The sequence below is a fragment of the Nannocystis bainbridge genome (assembly GCF_028368995.1).
Classification (GTDB): Bacteria; Myxococcota_A; Polyangia; order Nannocystales; family Nannocystaceae; genus Nannocystis; species Nannocystis bainbridge.
Genome location: NZ_JAQNDL010000003.1, coordinates 1,465,258 through 1,481,836, shown reverse-complemented (window position 1 = coordinate 1,481,836; position 16,579 = coordinate 1,465,258). Strand labels below are relative to the sequence as shown.

Below are 16,579 nucleotides of genomic sequence, written 5' to 3'. Positions count from 1 at the left end.
CCATGCGCGCCGAAGATCTCGACATCGAAGGGCTCCTGACCGCCGACGCGGAGGTCGGGGCGCTGCAGTTCGCGGGGCACCGCGCGGTCATCGTCGACGCGGTGGCCCTGGGCTCGCTGCGCCGCGAGCTGCTCGGGTCGCTCGGGCTGGCGGGGGCGCGCGAGGTGCTGACGCGCTTCGGGCAGGTGCAGGGGCGACGCGCGGCGGAGGCGATGCGCGGGCGCTTCGAGTGGGACAGCGCGCACGCGATCCGCGACGCGGGCGGACGTCTGGGCATCTTGCAAGGGATGCTGCGGCTGTCGCCGGGCGCGAGCCCGATGACGCCGGAGGGGGCGACGGTCGCGGACTCGTACGAGGCCGAGCAGCACCTGCTGCACTGCGGACAGGCGGAGGAGCCGGTGTGCTGGACGCTGGCGGGGTTCGCCAGCGGATATTTGAGCTGCGTGGAGCAGCGCGAGATCGTGGTGAGCGAGGACCGCTGCGTCGGCCGCGGCGACGGGGCGTGTCGCTTCATCGCGCGACCGGGGGTCGCGGAGATGGCAGTCGCGAGCGCGCCGGTGGACGCATGGGACACGCGCAGCCCGGCGATGCGGCGGGTGCTCGAGCTGGCGCGGCGGGTGGCGGCGGTCGACAGCAACGTGCTGCTGCTCGGGGCCAGCGGCACGGGCAAGGACCGGCTGGCGCGCTTCATCCACGCCGGCTCGAGCCGCGCGGCGGGGCCGTTTTTGGCGCTGCATTGCGGGGCGATCCCCGAGCCGCTGCTGGAGAGCGAGCTGTTCGGGCACGCGCGCGGGGCGTTCACCGGGGCGTCGCGCGACCGCGTGGGCCTGCTCGAGGCGGCGGGCCGCGGCACGCTGTTCCTCGACGAGGTCGGCGAGATGCCGCCTGCCATGCAGGTCAAGCTGCTGCGCGCGCTGCAGCAGCGGGAGCTGCGGCGGGTCGGCGAGAACCAAACGCGACCGATCCACGCGCGGGTGGTCGCGGCGACCCATCGCGACCTGGCGGCCGCGGTGGAAGACGGCAGCTTCCGCCGCGACCTCTATTATCGCCTGCGGGTGGTCGAGCTGCGGCTGCCGGCGCTGGCCGACCGGCGCGAGGACATCCTGCCGCTGGCGCGCGCGCTGCTGGCGGCCGCGTGCGCGCGGGCGGGGCGAAATCACATGTCTCTCGGGACAGACGCGGCGGAGCGCCTGCTGCACCACGCGTGGCCGGGCAACGTGCGCGAGCTGGAGAACGCGATGGAGCGGGCGGCGGCGCTGGCGGAGGGGCCGGAGGTGGCGGCGGCCGACCTGCCCGACGACATCGAGGGTCCGCAGGCGGCGCGCGCAGGCTCGCTGCAGCAGCTCGAGCGCTCGGCGATCGCGGCGGCGCTGGGGCGCCACGGGGGGCATCAGCAGCGCGCGGCGGCCGAGCTCGGGATCAGCGCTTCGACGCTGTACCGGCGGCTGCGACGGCGGGATTGAGGCCCGGGCGAGCGGCCGCCTCCGCTGGGTGAACCGAGCGGCCTGAGGAGCAGCGGCGATGCGCGGCGCGATACGGTCGACCCGGGTTGATGGCGGCCCGGAGGGTGCGCTCCGAGGACCTACCGCTGACTTTGCGCGCGGGCGGTCCGCCGAGGTGAAGGACGCTGTTCCTCGGGCTACTCTCGATCGTGGGCGGGTCCCTCGATTGCGCCAGGTGAGCCCTGCGTGCTAAGGGGACGGGTTCACCTGCCGCGCACACGGCGAGCCCACTCGAGAAGAATGTATATGCCGAATTCGAGTGGCCCAGGTGATTCAGAAGAACGTCCGGCTCCCCTCATCGTGGTCGGAATCGGCGCCTCCGCCGGCGGACTCGAGGCGCTGGAGCAGTTCTTCGACCACGTGCCGCCCGCGCCGGGCCTGGCCTTCGTCGTCATCTCGCACCTGGCCCCGCACTTGCCGAGCCTCATGCCCGAGCTGCTCGCCAAGCGGACGGAGCTGCCGGTGACCACGGCCGAGGACGGCGCGCGGGTCGAGCCGAACCACGTGTACGTCATCCCGCCGAACGGGAGCCTCACCCTCGTGGACGGCGCTCTCCGGGTCGAGGCGCGAGACGAACGCACCAACCTGATCGACACGTTCTTCCGCTCGCTGGCGGAGGCGAGGGGGGAGTACGCGATCGGCGTCGTCCTCTCGGGGACCGGCAACGACGGCAGCCTCGGCCTCAAGGCCATCCGGGAGCACGGCGGGGTGGCGATGGCGCAGGAGCTGGCGTCGGCGAAGTACAACACGATGCCGCGCTCGGCGATCGACGCGGGCCAGGTCGATTGGGTCCTGCCGGCCCAGGCGATGCCGGCCAAAATGTTGGAGTACGCGGGGCACATCCGCAGCACCGGCGACCGTCCGGCCGCGGACCCGTCCGACCCCAACGGGGCGCGCGCGAACGGTCCGCTGATGAATCGGCTGTGCGGGCTCATCCACCGCAGGACCGGGCGGGACTTCAGCCGCTACAAGCGCTCGACGGTGGAGCGGCGGGTGCTCCGGCGAATGCACGTACTGCAGCAGCGCTCGCTGGAGGATTACGTCGAGCTGGTGGCGAACACGCCCGCGGAGGTCGATCGGCTGTTCCAGGATCTGCTGATCAGCGTGACCCAATTCTTCCGCGATCCCGAGCTGTTCGAGGCGCTGGCCCGCGAGGTCCTGCCGCAGATCCTCGCGGACCGGGCGCCCGACGACCCCGTGCGGGTGTGGGTCCCCGGCTGCGCCACCGGTGAAGAGGCCTACTCGATCGCCATGCTCCTGATGGAGGCGTCGCCGACGGAGGCCCGCGGCGCCAAGATCTTCGCCACCGACATCGACGACGAGGGCCTGGAGACCGCGCGGGCCGGACGCTACCCGGAGACGATCGCAGATCGCGTCACCTCGGAGCGGCTGGAGCGCTTCTTCGTCCCCCGCGCGAACGGGGGCTGGCAGATCCGCAAGGAGATCCGGGACATGTGCGTGTTCTCGACGCACAGCATCATCAGCGATCCGCCGTTCTCGCGGCTCGACCTGATCTCGTGCCGGAACGTGCTGATCTACCTCGACAGCGACCTCCAGCGGACCGTGTTCCCGCTGTTCCACTACGGCCTGCGCCCGCGCGGGTTCCTGCTGCTCGGTCCGTCGGAGAACGTCACGGCTTGCCCGGAGCTGTTCACCCCCATCGATTCGAAGCAGCGGATCTTTCAACGCCGGGAGGCGAAGGTCGCGGTCCGGTTCCCGCTCGAGAGGCCGACGACTTCCAGCCGCCGGCTCACTTTGGGGCCGCAGAACCGCGAGCCGGCGGGCCAAGATCAGAGCCTCACGCGGACGCTCGAGCGGCTCATCCTGGCCGTGTATGCGCCGCCGGCGGTGATCGTCCGCGGCGACGGGGCGATCGTGTTCGTCTCGGGGCAGACGCGGAAGTACCTCGAGCTCGCGCCCGGGGCGGCCGGGATCAACGTGCTCGAGATGGCCGGCAAGTCGCTCCGGCCCCACTTGCACGTGCTGCTGCGCGAGGCCACCAGCAGGCGCCAGGAGCGGGTCCAGCGCGGCGTCTCGCTCGCCGTCGACGGCCACGTCCTGCCGGTCGACATCGTGGTCCGCCCGCTGGTCGAGCTCGGCGCGGACAACGATCTGTACGCGGTGCTCTTCTACGAGGCCGGCCCCTCCCTGAGCCCGGAGCAGGCCGAGGCCGAGGGCCGCGCCCCCGACGTCGGCGACGCGCACGCGGTGGCGCTCGAGAGCGAGCTGCGCAGCACCCGGGAGAGCCTGCAGACGGCGGTCGAGGAGCTCGAGGTCGCCAACGAGGAGCTCAAGTCGACCAACGAGGAGCTGCAATCGTCCAACGAGGAGCTGCAGTCGGCCAACGAAGAGCTGCAGACGTCGAAGGAGGAGCTGCAATCGATCAACGAGGAGCTCCACACCGTCAACGCCGAGCTGAGCCGCAAGCTCCACGAGCTCGACAAGGCCAACGGCGACCTGCAAAACCTGTTCGCCAGCAGCCGGATCGCCACCGTGTTCCTGGCCAGCGACCTCACGATCAAGCGCTTCTCGCCCGAGGCCAGCCAGCTGTTCCGGCTGATCGACAGCGACGTCGGGCGCGACATCACCGACATCGTCCCGCGGTTCACCGGCGGCGATCTGGTCGCCGACGCCGACCAGGTGCTGCGGACCCGGACGCCGTCGCAGCGCGAGGTCCACCGGCTGGACGCGGATGTCTGGTACCTGCAGCAGATCCAGCCCTACCGCACGGTCGACGGCGCGGCCGTCGGCGTGGTGATCACGTTCGTCGACATCACCGATCTGAAGTCCGCCAGGGACTCGGCGCGGCGGCTGGCGGCGATCGTGGAGTCGTCCCACGACGCCATCGTCGCGCTCGACGAGCGCGCGGGGATCGTGACCTGGAACCACGGCGCCGAGCTGATGTTCGGTCACGGCCCGCGCGAGGCGGTGGGGCGGGGGATCGATTTCCTGGCCACCTCCGGCGAGTCGCCGTTCGCCTCGGCCTTCGCGGCGGCCCTGCGCGGGGAAGGCAGTCAGCCGGTCGAGGCGATGTTGCAGCGCAGAGACGGGACGTCGCTGCGGGTGCTGGCGAGCCTCTCGCCCATCCGCGACACGCAAGGCAGCCGGGCGGCGGTCTCGTGGATCGCCCGCGACATCACCGAGCACGAGCGCACCCGGCAGGCCCTCCGCGAGAGCCAGGAGCGCTTCCATGAGGTCGACGCGGCCAATCGGAGGAAGACCGAGTTCCTGGCGCTGCTGGGCCACGAGCTGCGAAACCCGCTGGCGCCGATCCGCAACGCGACGCATTACCTGCAGCGTACGGTGCCCGCCACCCCCGAGATGCAGCGGGCGGTGGGGATGATCGAGCGACAGGCCGCGCACATGGCCCGGCTGATCGACGATTTGCTCGACATCTCGCGCATCTCGAGCGGCAAGATCCTGCTCAAGAAGCGGCGCGAGGACCTGGCCGCCGTGGCCCACACGGTGGTCGAGGACCTGCGCGGCGAGGCGGCCCGCGCCGACGTCACCGTCGAGTTCACCGCCCGCGAGGCGATCCCGGTCGACGGCGACGCGGTGCGGCTGTCGCAGTGCATCAGCAACATCCTCGGCAACGCCTTCAAGTTCACCGACCCGGGCGGCCGGATCTCCGTCGTCGTCGAACGGCGGGGCGACGCGGCGCTCGTGCGGGTGAGCGACACCGGCATCGGCATGGACCCCGAGACCCTGGCCCGCGCCTTCGAGCCGTTCGCGCAGTCCGATATCCACCTCGCGCGCGGACACGGCGGCCTCGGCCTCGGCCTCTCGCTGGTCAAGGCGCTGGTCGAGCTGCACGGCGGCGAGGTCACGGCCACGAGCGGCGGCCCGGGGCGTGGGACGGAGGTCGCGATCCGCCTGCCCCTCGCGGCGTCGGCCCCTCAGGGGCAGGACGCGGGCTCGCCGGCGCCGGCGGACAACCCCGACGGCCGGCGGCGCGTGCTGGTGATCGAGGACAACGAGGACGCCGCGCAGAGCCTCAGCATGTTGCTCGACATGTGGGGCCACGTGGCGGCGGTCGCCTGCTCGGGCGCAGCGGGCGTGGAGGCGGCGCTCGCAGATCCTCCCGACGTAGTCCTGTGCGACCTCAGCTTGTCGGGCGCGATGGACGGCTACGAGGTGTGTCGGATCCTGCGCGGCGCCTCGACGACCGCGGGTGCCCTCATCATCGCCATGACCGGTCACGGGCTCGAGTCGGACAAGAGGAAGGTCGAGAGGGCGGGCTTCGACATGCACCTGATCAAGCCGGTCGACCCCGAGGTGCTGGCGCGAATCATCCACGACTCGCCGCTGGTGCACGCGCCCGGCTGACGCGGCTGCCGCGGGGTTGGGTCGTCGGTGTCCCTCGGCGCTCGTTGTCCCGGCGAGCGCCTCCTACCCGCCAAGACATGTCTTTCACAGCATCCGATTTCGGCTCCCAGCCGCGCGACGCGTGAGCTTCATCATTCCTTGCGCAGGGTCGGCGAGCGAGGCCGGGTGCCAGAATCCAAGCTGCCTCATCGGACATCTTCGGGGTCGGCCTTCGCGGCCGTGAACGTCCGCGGGTGTCCCTTCTCGTCAGACCGCTGCTCTCGGAGACAATGATGCACCTACCTCGTCCGCTCCTTTTCGTCCCGCTGGCGCTCGCCCTCCTCGGTGGTTGTCGCCACAGCCCCGACCCGACCATGGCTGTCGACGGCTTTACCCTCAACCCTGACCCGTGGTTACAGGACCGGCAAGCCATCGCCCAGCGAGCCAGCTTCGACCTCAACTGCCCCGCCGAGAAGCTCGCGCTCACCGTCCTCGCCGTCGGCGGCAACGGCATGTTCTTCGATGATTGGGCCACCCAGGTCGGCGTTTCGGGCTGCGAGCAGCGCGTCGTCTATATCCGCACGGCCCAGGGCTGGATCGCCAACATCGCCCGGAGCGACGCGGCGCAGCCGCCCCCGTCGAACCCCCCGCCTCCTCCTGTGGTCCCCTGAGGTGACGCGGGCGCCGCCGGCCGCGGCGGCGAATCCGGCGGGTGACTTCAGGGATATGGCCATGAGGACATGTCCCTGAGGTCATGTCGAATACGACATGTTCTCTCGTACACGTGAAGCCGCTCCGCGCCGGAGCGCGCGCGTCGCTGACGGACGTGGCGGAGCGCCTCGCGGGCGGCCGCTCAGTCGTCGTCGGCGGGCACCGCGTAGCCGGTGAAGGTGATCCACGTCGGCGCGTGGTCGCTGGTGCTCTCGAGGTCGCGGACCCAGCGGTCGACGCCGGCGGTCTGGAGGCGCGGGGCGAGCTCGGCGTTGAGGAGCAGGTGGTCGATGCGGAGGCCGGCGTCGCGCTGCCAGTGCTGGCGGAAGTAGTCCCAGAACGTGTACATCGGCTGGTCGGGGTGGAGGTGGCGCAGGCTGTCGAGCCAGCCCTGCGCCAGCAGGCGGTCGTAGCGGGCCCGGCTCTCGGGCTGCAGCAGGGCGTCCTTGCGCCACGACTTGGGGTTGTAGATGTCGGCGTCGGTCGGCACGACGTTGAAGTCCCCGGCGAGCACGGCGGGGATGCCGGCGTTGCAGAGGGTGGCGGCGTGGGCGATCAGGCGGTCGAACCAGGCCAGCTTGTAGTCGAACTTGGGGCCCGGCTGCGGGTTGCCGTTGGGCAGGTAGAGGCAGCCGACGAGCACGCCGTGCACGGCGGCCTCGAGGTAGCGGCTCTGGGTGTCGTCGGGGTCGCCGGGCAGGCCGCGGCGGCTCTCGAGCGGCATGCCGTCGCGCGCCAGGATCGCCACGCCGTTCCACGAGCGCTGGCCGTGCCACAGGGCGCCGTAGCCGGCCTTGCGCAGCTCGGCGACCGGGAAGTCGGCGTCGACCGCCTTGAGCTCCTGCAGGCACACGATGTCCGGCTGCTCTTTGGCCAGCCATTGCAGCAAGATCGGCAGGCGCGAGCGGATGCCGTTGATGTTGTAGGTGGCGAGCTTCAGCGCGGACATCGAGGGTGGACCGAGCTTGACCGCCGTCGCGCGCGGCCGCAACCGGCCTCGACCGCGCGCAGACATGCGCGAAGGCGAGCATCACCGGCGCGCGGGCGGAGGGCGTCGCCGAGGTGGCGGAACGGACATGTCCTCAAGGGCATGGTCAAGACGACATGTCGAAATGGACATGTCGGATCGGCCATGTATCAATCGAGGTCGGGCAGGCCGGCGGGGCGGGTCGGCGCCGGGCCTTTTGGCGAGCGCGACTGGGCCACGGCTACGCGGTGCTGGATCTCCGTCAGCTCGGGCAGCAGCGCGCGGTTGGTCGCGTTGAGGTCGCGCAGCAGCGACTCGGGGAATGGTTTTTGGGCGGCGACGCCGGCGTAGAGGTCGTCGAACACGCGGGCCAGCGCGGGCGGGACGCTGTCGGAGCTCGGGCGGGTCTGGGTGCGATAGGCCGGCTGGATGGTCGGCAGGGCCGCGGCCAGGTCGCCGCGGCCGAGCCAGGCGAGCACGCCGGTGAGGGTGCCGACCGGGTCGTCGAGGACCTGGTCGTAGGTCATCAGGCGGGCCGGGTAGCGGCGCAGGCTGATGTCGCGGACCAGGGCGAAGTTCTCCATCCACCACTCGTAGGCCGGCGGGAAGTAGACGCTGTCCTCGGGGACAGGTTGGCCGGCCGCGGCCATGCCGTCGCGCTCGAGCTGGTAGAGGCGCAGGACCGAGGCCTCGTACTCGCGCCACTCGCGGACGTTGGCGACGAGATGGCTGATGTAGGCGCGCTCGCTGCGGATGACGCCGGGCACGAACACCTTGACGACGTAGCCCTCGACCTGCTCGGGCAGGAAGTACTCGCCGGTGACCGGGTGGGGGTTGGTGCGGAAGTAGACCCCGTGGCGGAGGATCGACTCGAAGAAGCCGGCCGGGTTGGCCTGGTGGAGCGCCTCGGTGAAGCCGCGCGGAAAGGCCTCGCCGAGCACCGGGAAGCCGGCGGCCCGCAGGACCTGCATCCACATCGAGGTGCCGCTGCGCTTGGTGCCGGAGACGAACAGCATGGGTGGCGCCTCAGAAGTCCTTGCCGGTCTCCGGGCAGAACTGGTCGATCAGCTCGCGCTGGATCGCGCAGTGGAACGAGTGTTCGAACTCGAACGCGAGCTGCTGGCAGTCGAGCGCCCCCAGGCAGGCGTAGAGCTCCGCGTACGTGTCGCTGCACATGGGGCCGTCGATCTCGTGGCCCTGGGTGATGACCATCTCGCAGTCCGTGACCATCGCGTCGAGGTACTGGACCAGCCGCGGGTAGCAGCCGATGTACGTGGCGACGTATTGCATGCACACGACGGTGTCGGGCCCGGGATCCGTGGTCGAGGTGGTCTCGAGGTCGGTGGTGGCGGCGTCGGTGGTGGTGTCGGGCCCGGTGGTGGCGGTCGCGGGCGCGGTGGTGCCGGTGGTCTCGTCGGCGCCGGAGGTCGTGGTGGTGGTGTCGGGGTCGCCGGTGGTGCCGGGGTCGCCGGTGGTGCCGGGGTCGCTGGTGGTGCCGCCGGTGGTGTCACCCGGCCCGCTGGCGCCCTCGTGCGGGCCGTTGTCGCTGAAGCACGCGGCCGAGAGGCCGCCGAGCGACATCAGGAAGGTCAGGTTGCGCAAGCGGTGGGTGTCCATCGCCCGGCCATCGTAGTCGAGTTGCGAGGCGGCCGCGAGGGCGCGGGCGTCCGCATGGGCGGGCCGCAGGGGCCTGATTCGCGGCTGGACGGGCCAGGGCGGGCCGCGGCCCCGCGGCCCCGCACCGGCTCACGCGCGGCGACGGGCGGCAGCGGGATGTCTCGAAGGACATGTCGTGATCGCGGTGCGCGAGGAAAGCGGCCGGGTCACGCGGAGATCGGCGGCGAAGTCGATGTCCTTCGGGACATGTGAAACGACGCGGCGGTCCGTCTCTCGAGGGTCTTCAGGACATGCGCGAACGGACATGTCCCGAGGCGGATCGATGCGGTGGCGGTCCGTCTCTCGAGGGTCTTCAGGACATGCGCGAACGGACATGTCCCGAGGGACCGCTGGCGATCACGCGTTCGGGGTCGCGCGGGCTGCCGCGGAGTCCTTGTAATCGTCGGTCGACAGCACCGGGCGGGCCTCGCCGGTGATCACGCCGAGCCATTCGTCCCACAGGCGCTCGGGCGGGCCGGGGCGGAACGGGCCGAAGTGGCCGACGCGGCGCAGGCCGAGGTCGGCGGGGGAGATCGCGCGATGGTGGGAGTCCGCGCGGCTGTACCAGCCACGCAGGGCCGCGGCGGCGCGGGCGGGGGCGTAGCTGTCGTCGGTGAATTCGTAGAACCACATCGGCGCGGCGATGCGGTGATAGAAGGTCGACTCGGTGCCGAGGGCGCCGCGGGCGTAATCGGGGGTTTCGCACCAGCGGGCCCACTGGCGGACGACGCCGGCGGGCAGGTCCTCGCCGAGGCCGAGGCGGCCGGGCACGTAGCCGAACAGGGCGGCGATGACGTTGGTGGCGAGGCCGAGGCGGACCTTGAAGCTCTGGCGCTGGCCGCTCGGATACAGCGACATGTCGCCCGAGCCGGCGGCGACCACGAAGATGCCGGCCAGGTCGAGCGCGCGGGCCGTGAGGCCGAACGCCTGGCCGCCGAAGCTGTGGCCGAGGCCCCAGACCGGCAGCCCGGGGAAGCGCTCGCGCGCGAGGTCGATCGCGGCGGCGGCGTCGAGGCGGGCCCAGTCGAGCAGCACCGCCGGGTCCTGGCGCAGCGGGACCGAGCGCGAGCCGCCGACGCCGCGGTAGTCGAGGGTCAGGACCGCGACCTCGCGCTCGGCCAGCCAGGCGGCCAGGGCGGCGTAGTAGCGGCGCGGGACGCCGAGGGCGCCGAGCACGACCAAAACCGCCTGCGGGGCCTCGCGCGGGGCGTGGAGGGTGGCGGCGAGCGGGCGCCCGTCGAGCGCTTTGAGGGTGATGTCTTCCGACGGCATGGGGACCTCCGAGGCCCGTGAACCGTACGGGCTACCGGCGGCTGCGCCAACGCAGTATCATGCAGTCCCGAACTGCATCCATGCAGCACCTCCTCGACTGGCGCGACCTCCGGATCGCCCTCGCGCTCGCGCGGCACGTCTCGCTCGGCGAGGCCGGGCGGGCGCTGAGGCTCGATCCCACGACCATCAGTCGCCGGATCTCCGCGCTCGAGGCCGCTGTCGGGGCCGCCCTGTTCGTGCGCGACGCCGAGGGCTGGCGGCTGACCGAGGCGGGGCGGCGGGTCGTCGACGCGGCCGGGCGCATGGCCACCGAGGTGCGCGAGCTCGCCCGCGACCTCGAGGCCGCGTCCGAGCGGGCCGTCGGCACGGTGCGGCTGACGACGCTCGACTACATCGCCTCGTCGTTTTTGGCGCCGAAGCTGCCGCTGCTGCGCGAGCGGCACCCGGAGCTGGTGCTCGACCTGCGCTGCACCGAGCAGGTGCTCGACCTGGCGGCGGGGCAGGCCGACGTCGCGGTGCGGGTGGTGCGGCCGACCGAGGCGGGGGTGCGGGTGCGGCGGCTGGCCCAGGTGTCGCTCGGGCTGTACGGGCTGCGCAGCTACGTCGAGCGCCACGGGCTCGACCCGCTGCCGCCGGCGGCCGAGGCCGAGCTGGTGATCCTCGGGCCGCCCGACAGCCGGCTGGCGGAGATGCGATGGATGCGGGCCCTGGTGCCGCACGGGCGGGTGGCGGCGGCGACCGGCAGCGTGCCGACCTCGTACGCGCTGGTGCGCGCGGGGGTCGGGCTCGGGGTGATGACAATGGCCGCGGCCGAGAGTCACCCGGAGCTGGTCCGCCTCGACCGCGACGCGCCGCCGATGGAGCGCGCGCTGTGGCGCGTGGTGCCGGAGGCGCTGGCCGAGGTGCCGAAGATCCGCGCGGTGGTCGACTGGCTCGACGAGGTCGCCGAGGACGCGCTCGATTAACCGGGCGCGCTCAGCCGGCCTCGATCAAGAACTCGACGCGGCGGTTCTTTTGATGGCAATCCTCGGTGTCCTCGCTGCACAGGTGCTGCGATTCGCCCTTGCCGACGGCGTCCATCGTCTGGGTCGCGCCGCGGCTGCGCAGGGCCTCCAGGACGGCCTTGGCGCGCGCGTCGGAGAGCTTTTGATTGTGGTCGGCGCCGCCGGCGCTGTCGGTGTGGCCGATGATGTGGAGCTTGGCGATCTCCGGGTGGTTCTTCAGCAGCTGCGCGACGTGGTCGAGCAAATCGAAGGAGTCGGCGAGGATCTCGCTCTTGTCGAACGCGAAGTTGATGTGACGGTCGATGACGAGGTGGTCGCCCTCGATGTGCACGTCCGAGGGGTCGACGACGGCGGTCGGCGCGGGCGCGGGCTCGTCCTCGGCGACGGTGGCGGGCTCGGGCGGGGGCTCGGCGGGGATCGCGGGCTTGCACGCGAGGCCGGCGCTCACGAGGCAGAGGATCGAGAGGATTCCGGGCTTCATGTTCGTATGTCTCCTGACGGAAAAGTCCGGCTCACGCCATTCGACGGAGCGCGGGGGGGCTTCGTCGCATGGGTCCGCGCGGACCGCAATCAGGGAATGTGCAGAGCGCCGCACGGTGGGGCGCCAGATCGCGGTGAATCGGGCGAAGGCGCGGGTTTGGGCGGCCTTCTGTCCATCATGACAGAATGCCGGTGACGGAATCCGGTTTCCGCAGCGGATAGATCATTCCGGATCTTCACGACCCTATCCGCGGCGACATATGGATGCGTCAATTGGACGCACTCTTGTGATTCGAGACCGGCGGATCAGGCGCCGAGCAGGGCCTCGAGGGCGTCGATGTGGTCGGCGTCGACGGGCTGCTTGTCGCGGCGCCAGCGGAGGATCCGCGGGAAGCGGACGGCGACGCCGGACTTGTGGCGGCGCGAGCGGGCGATGCCCTCGAAGCCGATCTCGAACACCAGCTCGGGGGTGACGCTGCGGACCGGGCCGAAGCGCTCGAGCGTGTGGGCGCGGACGAAGCGGTCGACTTCGGTCAGCTCGGCGTCGGTGAGGCCGGAGTAGGCCTTGCAGAACGGGACCAGGGCGCCGTCCTGCCACACGGCGAAGGTGTAGTCGGTGAACAGGCTGGCGCGGCGGCCGGAGCCCGACTGGGCGTAGACCAGCACGGCGTCGACGACGAGCGGGTCGAGCTTCCATTTCCACCAGTCGCCGCGCACGCGGCCGACGCCGTAGGGCGCGGCCCGGCGCTTGAGCATCAGGCCCTCGACGCCGCGGGCGCGGCTGTCCTGGCGCAGGGCGGCGAGCTCCTGCCAGGTGGCGGCGGTGACGACCGGCGACACGCGCAGGACCTCGCCGGCGAGCGGGGCCAGCAATTGCTCGAGGATCGGGCGGCGCTCGGCGAGCGGGCGCTCGCGCAGGTCGCGACCGCCGGCCTCGAGCGCGTCAAAGGCGAGGAAGGTGACGGGGACCTCGGCGAGGATCGTGCGCGACAGGTTCTTGCGGCCGATCCGCCGCTGCAGCTCGGCGAACGGCAGGAGCTCGCCGTCCTTCCACGGCAAGAGCTCGCCGTCCAAAACTGTCCCTTCGGCCAGGCGACCGGCGGCGGCGGCGAGCTCGGGGAAGCGCTCGCCGATCAGCTCCTCGCCGCGCGACCACACGAACAGCTGGCCGCCGCGGCGGACGACCTGGGCCCGGATGCCGTCGTATTTCCACTCGGCCTGCCAGGCGTCGCGCGGGCCGAGCTCGGCGGGCTCGCCCTCGAGCGCGTGCGCGAGCAGGAACGGGTAGGGCCGCGAGGCGCTCGGCTGGTCGGACTCGGCGGCGACGAGGCCGCGGAACTGGGCGGCGGAGGGCTGCCAGTCGCCCATGAGCCGGTGGGCGACGGTGGCCGGGGCGAGCTCGCCGAGCTCGGCGAGGGCGGCGATGACGAGCCGCTGCGACACGCCGACGCGGAAGGCCCCGGTGATCAGCTTGTGGAAGACGAGCCGCTCGTTGCGGTCGAGCTCGTCCCAGGCGGCCCGCAGGTCGGCCCGCTGGGCGGCCTCGTCCTTGCCGGCGAGCGGGAGCAGGCGATCGTGGACCCACCGGTGCAGCGGCTGCTCGGTGGTGCGCGAGGGCGGAGGGAGCAGCAGGGCGGCGGTCTCGGCGATGTCACCGACGGCCTCGTGACACTCCTCGAACAGCCACTCGGACACGCCGGCGGCCTCGCTGACCCACGTCCGCAGCTTGCGGGCGCCGACGGCCTGCCGCGGCTTGCGACCGATCAGGAAATAGACGGCCCAGGCGGCGTCCTCGGGCGGCGCGGCGGCCAGGTAGGCGCGCATCGCCGCGACCTTCTCGCTGGTGCGGGTGGTCTCGTCGAGGGCGGCGTAGAGCGCGGCGAACGATCTCATGACGCGGAGCCCCGGAGAGGGTCATTATTAAAATGGCGCTCGGGACAATGATGATATGTCGCTTCGAGCATGTCTCCGAGGACAGGATGATGAGGCGCGGAGGTCATGGTGCGGTCTCCTCGGAGGCTGGTGGTTCGGACATGTCCGAAAGTTCATCCTCCGCGGGCTCATCCTCCGGGGGGTCGCTCGCGTCCGTGGGCTCGGGTGCGGGCAAAACCTCCTCGCCGCCGGCTTCGCCGACGAAGCGGGTGGCGAGCGGCTGGGCGTCGAGGCCGCGCTCGCAAAGGTGGCGGGCCAGCGCCTGGGCGTAGCCGTGGGTGACCAGCACGCGCTCGGCCCCGGTGCCGGCGATCGCGGCCAGCAGCTCGGGCCAGTCGGCGTGGTCGGACAGGACGAAGCCGCGGTCGACCACCTTGCGCCGACGGGTGCCACGGATCTGCATCCAGCCGGAGGCGAAACCGCGGACCGGACGCTTGAACCGGCGGGTCCACGGGGTGCCCTGGGCGGAAGGTGGGGCGAGGATCAGGGCGCGCTCGAACTCGGCGCTGCGGGCCGCCTCGAGCACCGGCGGGGCCGCGGGCAGGCGCACGCCGCCGGCCCGATAGACGGCGTTGCAGCGCTCGACGGCGCCGTGCACGTAGATCGGGCCGATCTCGGGGTCGAGGCCGGCGAGCAGGCGCTGGGCCTTGCCGAGCGCGTAACACAGCAGCAGCGAGGTGCGGCCGCTCTGTTGATTGGCGCGCCACCAGGCGGCGACGTCGTGCATGGTGGCGGCCGGCGGGGCCCAGCGGAAGATCGGCAGGCCGAAGGTCGATTCGCTGATGAAGCAGTGGCAGCGCACCGCCTCGAAGGCGGCGCAGGTGGGGTCGGGGCTCAGCTTGTAATCGCCGGACACGACCCACACCTCGCCGTGGTGCTCGAGCCGGACCTGGGCCGAGCCGAGGATGTGACCGGCCGGGTGCAGCGAGACGCCGACGCCGTGGTGGACGATCGCTTCGCCGTAAGCGAGCGGCTGGATGGCGGCGCCGTCGCCGACGCGCATGGCAAGGAGGTCACGGCCGGGCGCCGCGGTGAGGTAGTGCGCACATTCGCCGATGGCGTGGTCGCTGTGGGCGTGGGTGACGACGGCGCGGTCGACCGGCTGCCAGGGGTCGATGTAGAAGTCGCCCGCGCGGCAGTAGAGGCCGCGCTCGGTGAGCTCGACGAGTGGGTCGCGCATGGCGGTGCGTGGCAGCGTAGCGCGCGGGGGCGGGCCCGCTCGCGGGGGGCGCCGGGGCGGGCTTGATTTCGCGCGAGCGACGGAGCAGGGGCGCGACGGCGGAGAATGCGTGGCGGGCTCGGCGTTGATCCCATGTCCGGAGAGACAGGTGATGACTCGGCGGCGGAATCACCAGACGTCGTAGTCGACGTGGTCGAGCTCGCCGACGAAGGTGGCGAGGCAATCCTCGTAGACGGTGGTGGCGACCCACACGTGGCCGAACCAGGTCTGCTGCAGGTGATAGCCGCCCGCGTAGATGGTGGCCTGGAACTGGCGCTGGCCGTCAGCGTCGAGCCAGAAGAGGTAGACGTCGGCGGGGCTGTGATTGGTGACGCCGAACGAGGCGGGCTCGGTCTCGGGCGGGGAGGCGCGCTCGTCCGGGCAGACGAAATAGGCGAGGGCGGGCGCGGCGGCCAGGAGCGCCGTGAGGGCGCAGGAGAGAGGCAGGGTCGGCTTCACGGGACAACCTCGGTCGGCACGGTGTGGGCCGATCGGGGGCCGGGCGGGCCGCGGTGGCGTGAGAGCGGGGAGCGGTGGGCCGGCGAGCGGCGGCGGCTGCGAGCGCGCAGCCGGCCGCGGGGGCCGCCACTATGCGTGAAGCGGGCGGCGGGCGCTGCGGGCTCGTCGCGTGTGCACCGAGGACGCGAGCAGTTGGGTCGCCCGCCCGCGCGCACCGGATTAGAGGGGCTCAGGGCGTGGGCGGCTCTTCGGGCGTCTCGGGGGTCTCGCTGCCCTCGGGGCACGCGGCGAATTCACAATCGGGGCCGGTGCGGCCGACGGTGCTGCCGTCGGGGCAGACCTTGGCCTCCTTGGTGCAGGCCTTGGGGGCGCCGGGATCTTCGGCGGGGGGCTTGTCCGACTTGCAGGCGCCGACGAGGCCGGCGACGATGAAGAGGAGCGTGCGCGTGGTGTTCATGACCGCGGTGACGATGCCCCGTCCGCCGGCCGTTGGGTAGGCATTTTCAGCGGAGCGCGGCACGGTCGAGGCCGGTGGGCGACGAGGGTGTTGGCGCGCGAGTTCGTTTGCATGGCCTCGAGGACCTGCTCGGAGGGACAGGTGAGCGGGATTGCTTGCTCGACCCGTGTCCTGTTGGACATGTCCTGTTGGACATGTCCTGGCGAGCCATCGCTACAGTTGTGTCTCATGTCGCATGGAGCATGTTCTTTGGGACATGTCCATGCGTTCGGGCGCTACCCGGTCAGGGCGACGGCGGCGGGTTCGGCGGCTCGGCGGGCGGCGGGGTCTCGCTCTCGGGCGATTCGCCGGCGGGGCCGGGGCAGGGGGCGAACTCGCAGTTCGGGCCGGTGCGGCCGACGGCGCTGCCGTCCGGGCAGACCTTGGCTTCCATGGTGCAGGCCACCCCGCCGGGGTTGTCGGCGGGCGGAGGGTTCGACTTGCCGGCGCAGGCGCCGAGGAGGCCGGCGAGGGCGAGGAGGAGCGTTCGCGGGGTGGTCATGATCGGGAGGATGCCGCGTTTGCAGGCGAGCTTGGGGAGAAAATAAGCAAGAGGTCGGTGGAATGGTGGCAGTC

At 71.9% G+C, this 16,579-nt stretch carries 13 protein-coding genes and 1 pseudogene; 4 read left to right on the top strand and 10 right to left on the bottom strand.

Translation table 11 applies throughout. The features are described 5' to 3' along the window. Positions 1-2: 2 nt before the first annotated feature. The 3 genes from POL25_RS31140 to POL25_RS31130 all read left to right on the top strand — a co-directional run bounded on the left by POL25_RS31140 (position 3) and on the right by POL25_RS31130 (position 6,478). The gene (locus POL25_RS31140) at positions 3-1,463 is read left to right on the top strand and encodes a sigma 54-interacting transcriptional regulator (RefSeq protein ID WP_272089905.1); all 1,461 of its coding nucleotides are present in this window, start codon (positions 3-5) and stop codon (positions 1,461-1,463) included. A gap of 339 nt (positions 1,464-1,802) precedes the next feature. Next, a complete protein-coding gene (locus tag POL25_RS31135) occupies positions 1,803-5,828 on the top strand; it encodes a chemotaxis protein CheB (RefSeq protein ID WP_272089904.1) in 4,026 nt (1,341 codons plus the stop codon). A 269-nt stretch (positions 5,829-6,097) separates the two neighbouring features. Next, on the top strand, positions 6,098-6,478 hold the full coding sequence (locus POL25_RS31130) for a hypothetical protein (protein ID WP_272089903.1): 381 nt from the start codon (positions 6,098-6,100) through the stop codon (positions 6,476-6,478). 182 nt (positions 6,479-6,660) lie between these two features. Here the strand turns inward: POL25_RS31130 and xth are convergent, their stop codons facing one another. The 4 genes and pseudogenes from xth to POL25_RS31110 all read right to left on the bottom strand — a co-directional run. Then, a complete protein-coding gene (gene xth / locus POL25_RS31125) occupies positions 6,661-7,467 on the bottom strand; it encodes an exodeoxyribonuclease III (RefSeq protein WP_272089902.1) in 807 nt (268 codons plus the stop codon). A 188-nt stretch (positions 7,468-7,655) separates the two neighbouring features. Beyond that, positions 7,656-8,501, bottom strand: coding sequence for a sulfotransferase family protein (locus POL25_RS31120; RefSeq protein ID WP_272089901.1), 846 nt, complete (start codon positions 8,499-8,501; stop codon positions 7,656-7,658). A gap of 10 nt (positions 8,502-8,511) precedes the next feature. Next, positions 8,512-9,102 carry a hypothetical protein gene (locus POL25_RS31115; protein WP_272089900.1) on the bottom strand — a complete coding sequence of 197 codons (591 nt, stop codon included), beginning with the start codon at positions 9,100-9,102 and terminating at the stop codon, positions 8,512-8,514. A 396-nt stretch (positions 9,103-9,498) separates the two neighbouring features. Beyond that, a pseudogene (locus POL25_RS31110) lies at positions 9,499-10,428 on the bottom strand (alpha/beta hydrolase family protein); the annotation flags it as partial. 65 nt (positions 10,429-10,493) lie between these two features. On the opposite strand from POL25_RS31110, the gene POL25_RS31105 reads away from it, so the two are divergent. Further along, positions 10,494-11,378, top strand: coding sequence for a LysR family transcriptional regulator (locus tag POL25_RS31105; protein ID WP_272089899.1), 885 nt, complete (start codon positions 10,494-10,496; stop codon positions 11,376-11,378). A 10-nt stretch (positions 11,379-11,388) separates the two neighbouring features. On the opposite strand, the gene POL25_RS31100 is transcribed toward POL25_RS31105, so the two are convergent. The 6 genes from POL25_RS31100 to POL25_RS31075 all read right to left on the bottom strand — a co-directional run bounded on the left by POL25_RS31100 (position 11,389) and on the right by POL25_RS31075 (position 16,505). Beyond that, positions 11,389-11,898 carry an OmpA family protein gene (locus POL25_RS31100; protein ID WP_272089898.1) on the bottom strand — a complete coding sequence of 170 codons (510 nt, stop codon included), beginning with the start codon at positions 11,896-11,898 and terminating at the stop codon, positions 11,389-11,391. A gap of 305 nt (positions 11,899-12,203) precedes the next feature. Further along, a complete protein-coding gene (locus tag POL25_RS31095; protein ID WP_272089897.1) occupies positions 12,204-13,790 on the bottom strand; it encodes an ATP-dependent DNA ligase in 1,587 nt (528 codons plus the stop codon). Between the two features lie 103 nt (positions 13,791-13,893). Then, complete coding sequence (locus POL25_RS31090; RefSeq protein ID WP_272089896.1) at positions 13,894-15,009, bottom strand: ligase-associated DNA damage response exonuclease; 1,116 nt, start codon at positions 15,007-15,009, stop codon at positions 13,894-13,896. A gap of 168 nt (positions 15,010-15,177) precedes the next feature. Further along, positions 15,178-15,507: a hypothetical protein gene (locus POL25_RS31085; protein WP_272089895.1), complete on the bottom strand. Its 330-nt coding sequence runs from the start codon at positions 15,505-15,507 to the stop codon at positions 15,178-15,180. Between the two features lie 229 nt (positions 15,508-15,736). Beyond that, positions 15,737-15,964, bottom strand: coding sequence for a hypothetical protein (locus POL25_RS31080; RefSeq protein ID WP_272089894.1), 228 nt, complete (start codon positions 15,962-15,964; stop codon positions 15,737-15,739). Positions 15,965-16,247: 283 nt separating this feature from the next. After that, positions 16,248-16,505, bottom strand: a complete 258-nt coding sequence (locus POL25_RS31075) for a hypothetical protein (protein ID WP_272089893.1) — start codon at positions 16,503-16,505, stop codon at positions 16,248-16,250. Positions 16,506-16,579: the final 74 nt, after the last annotated feature.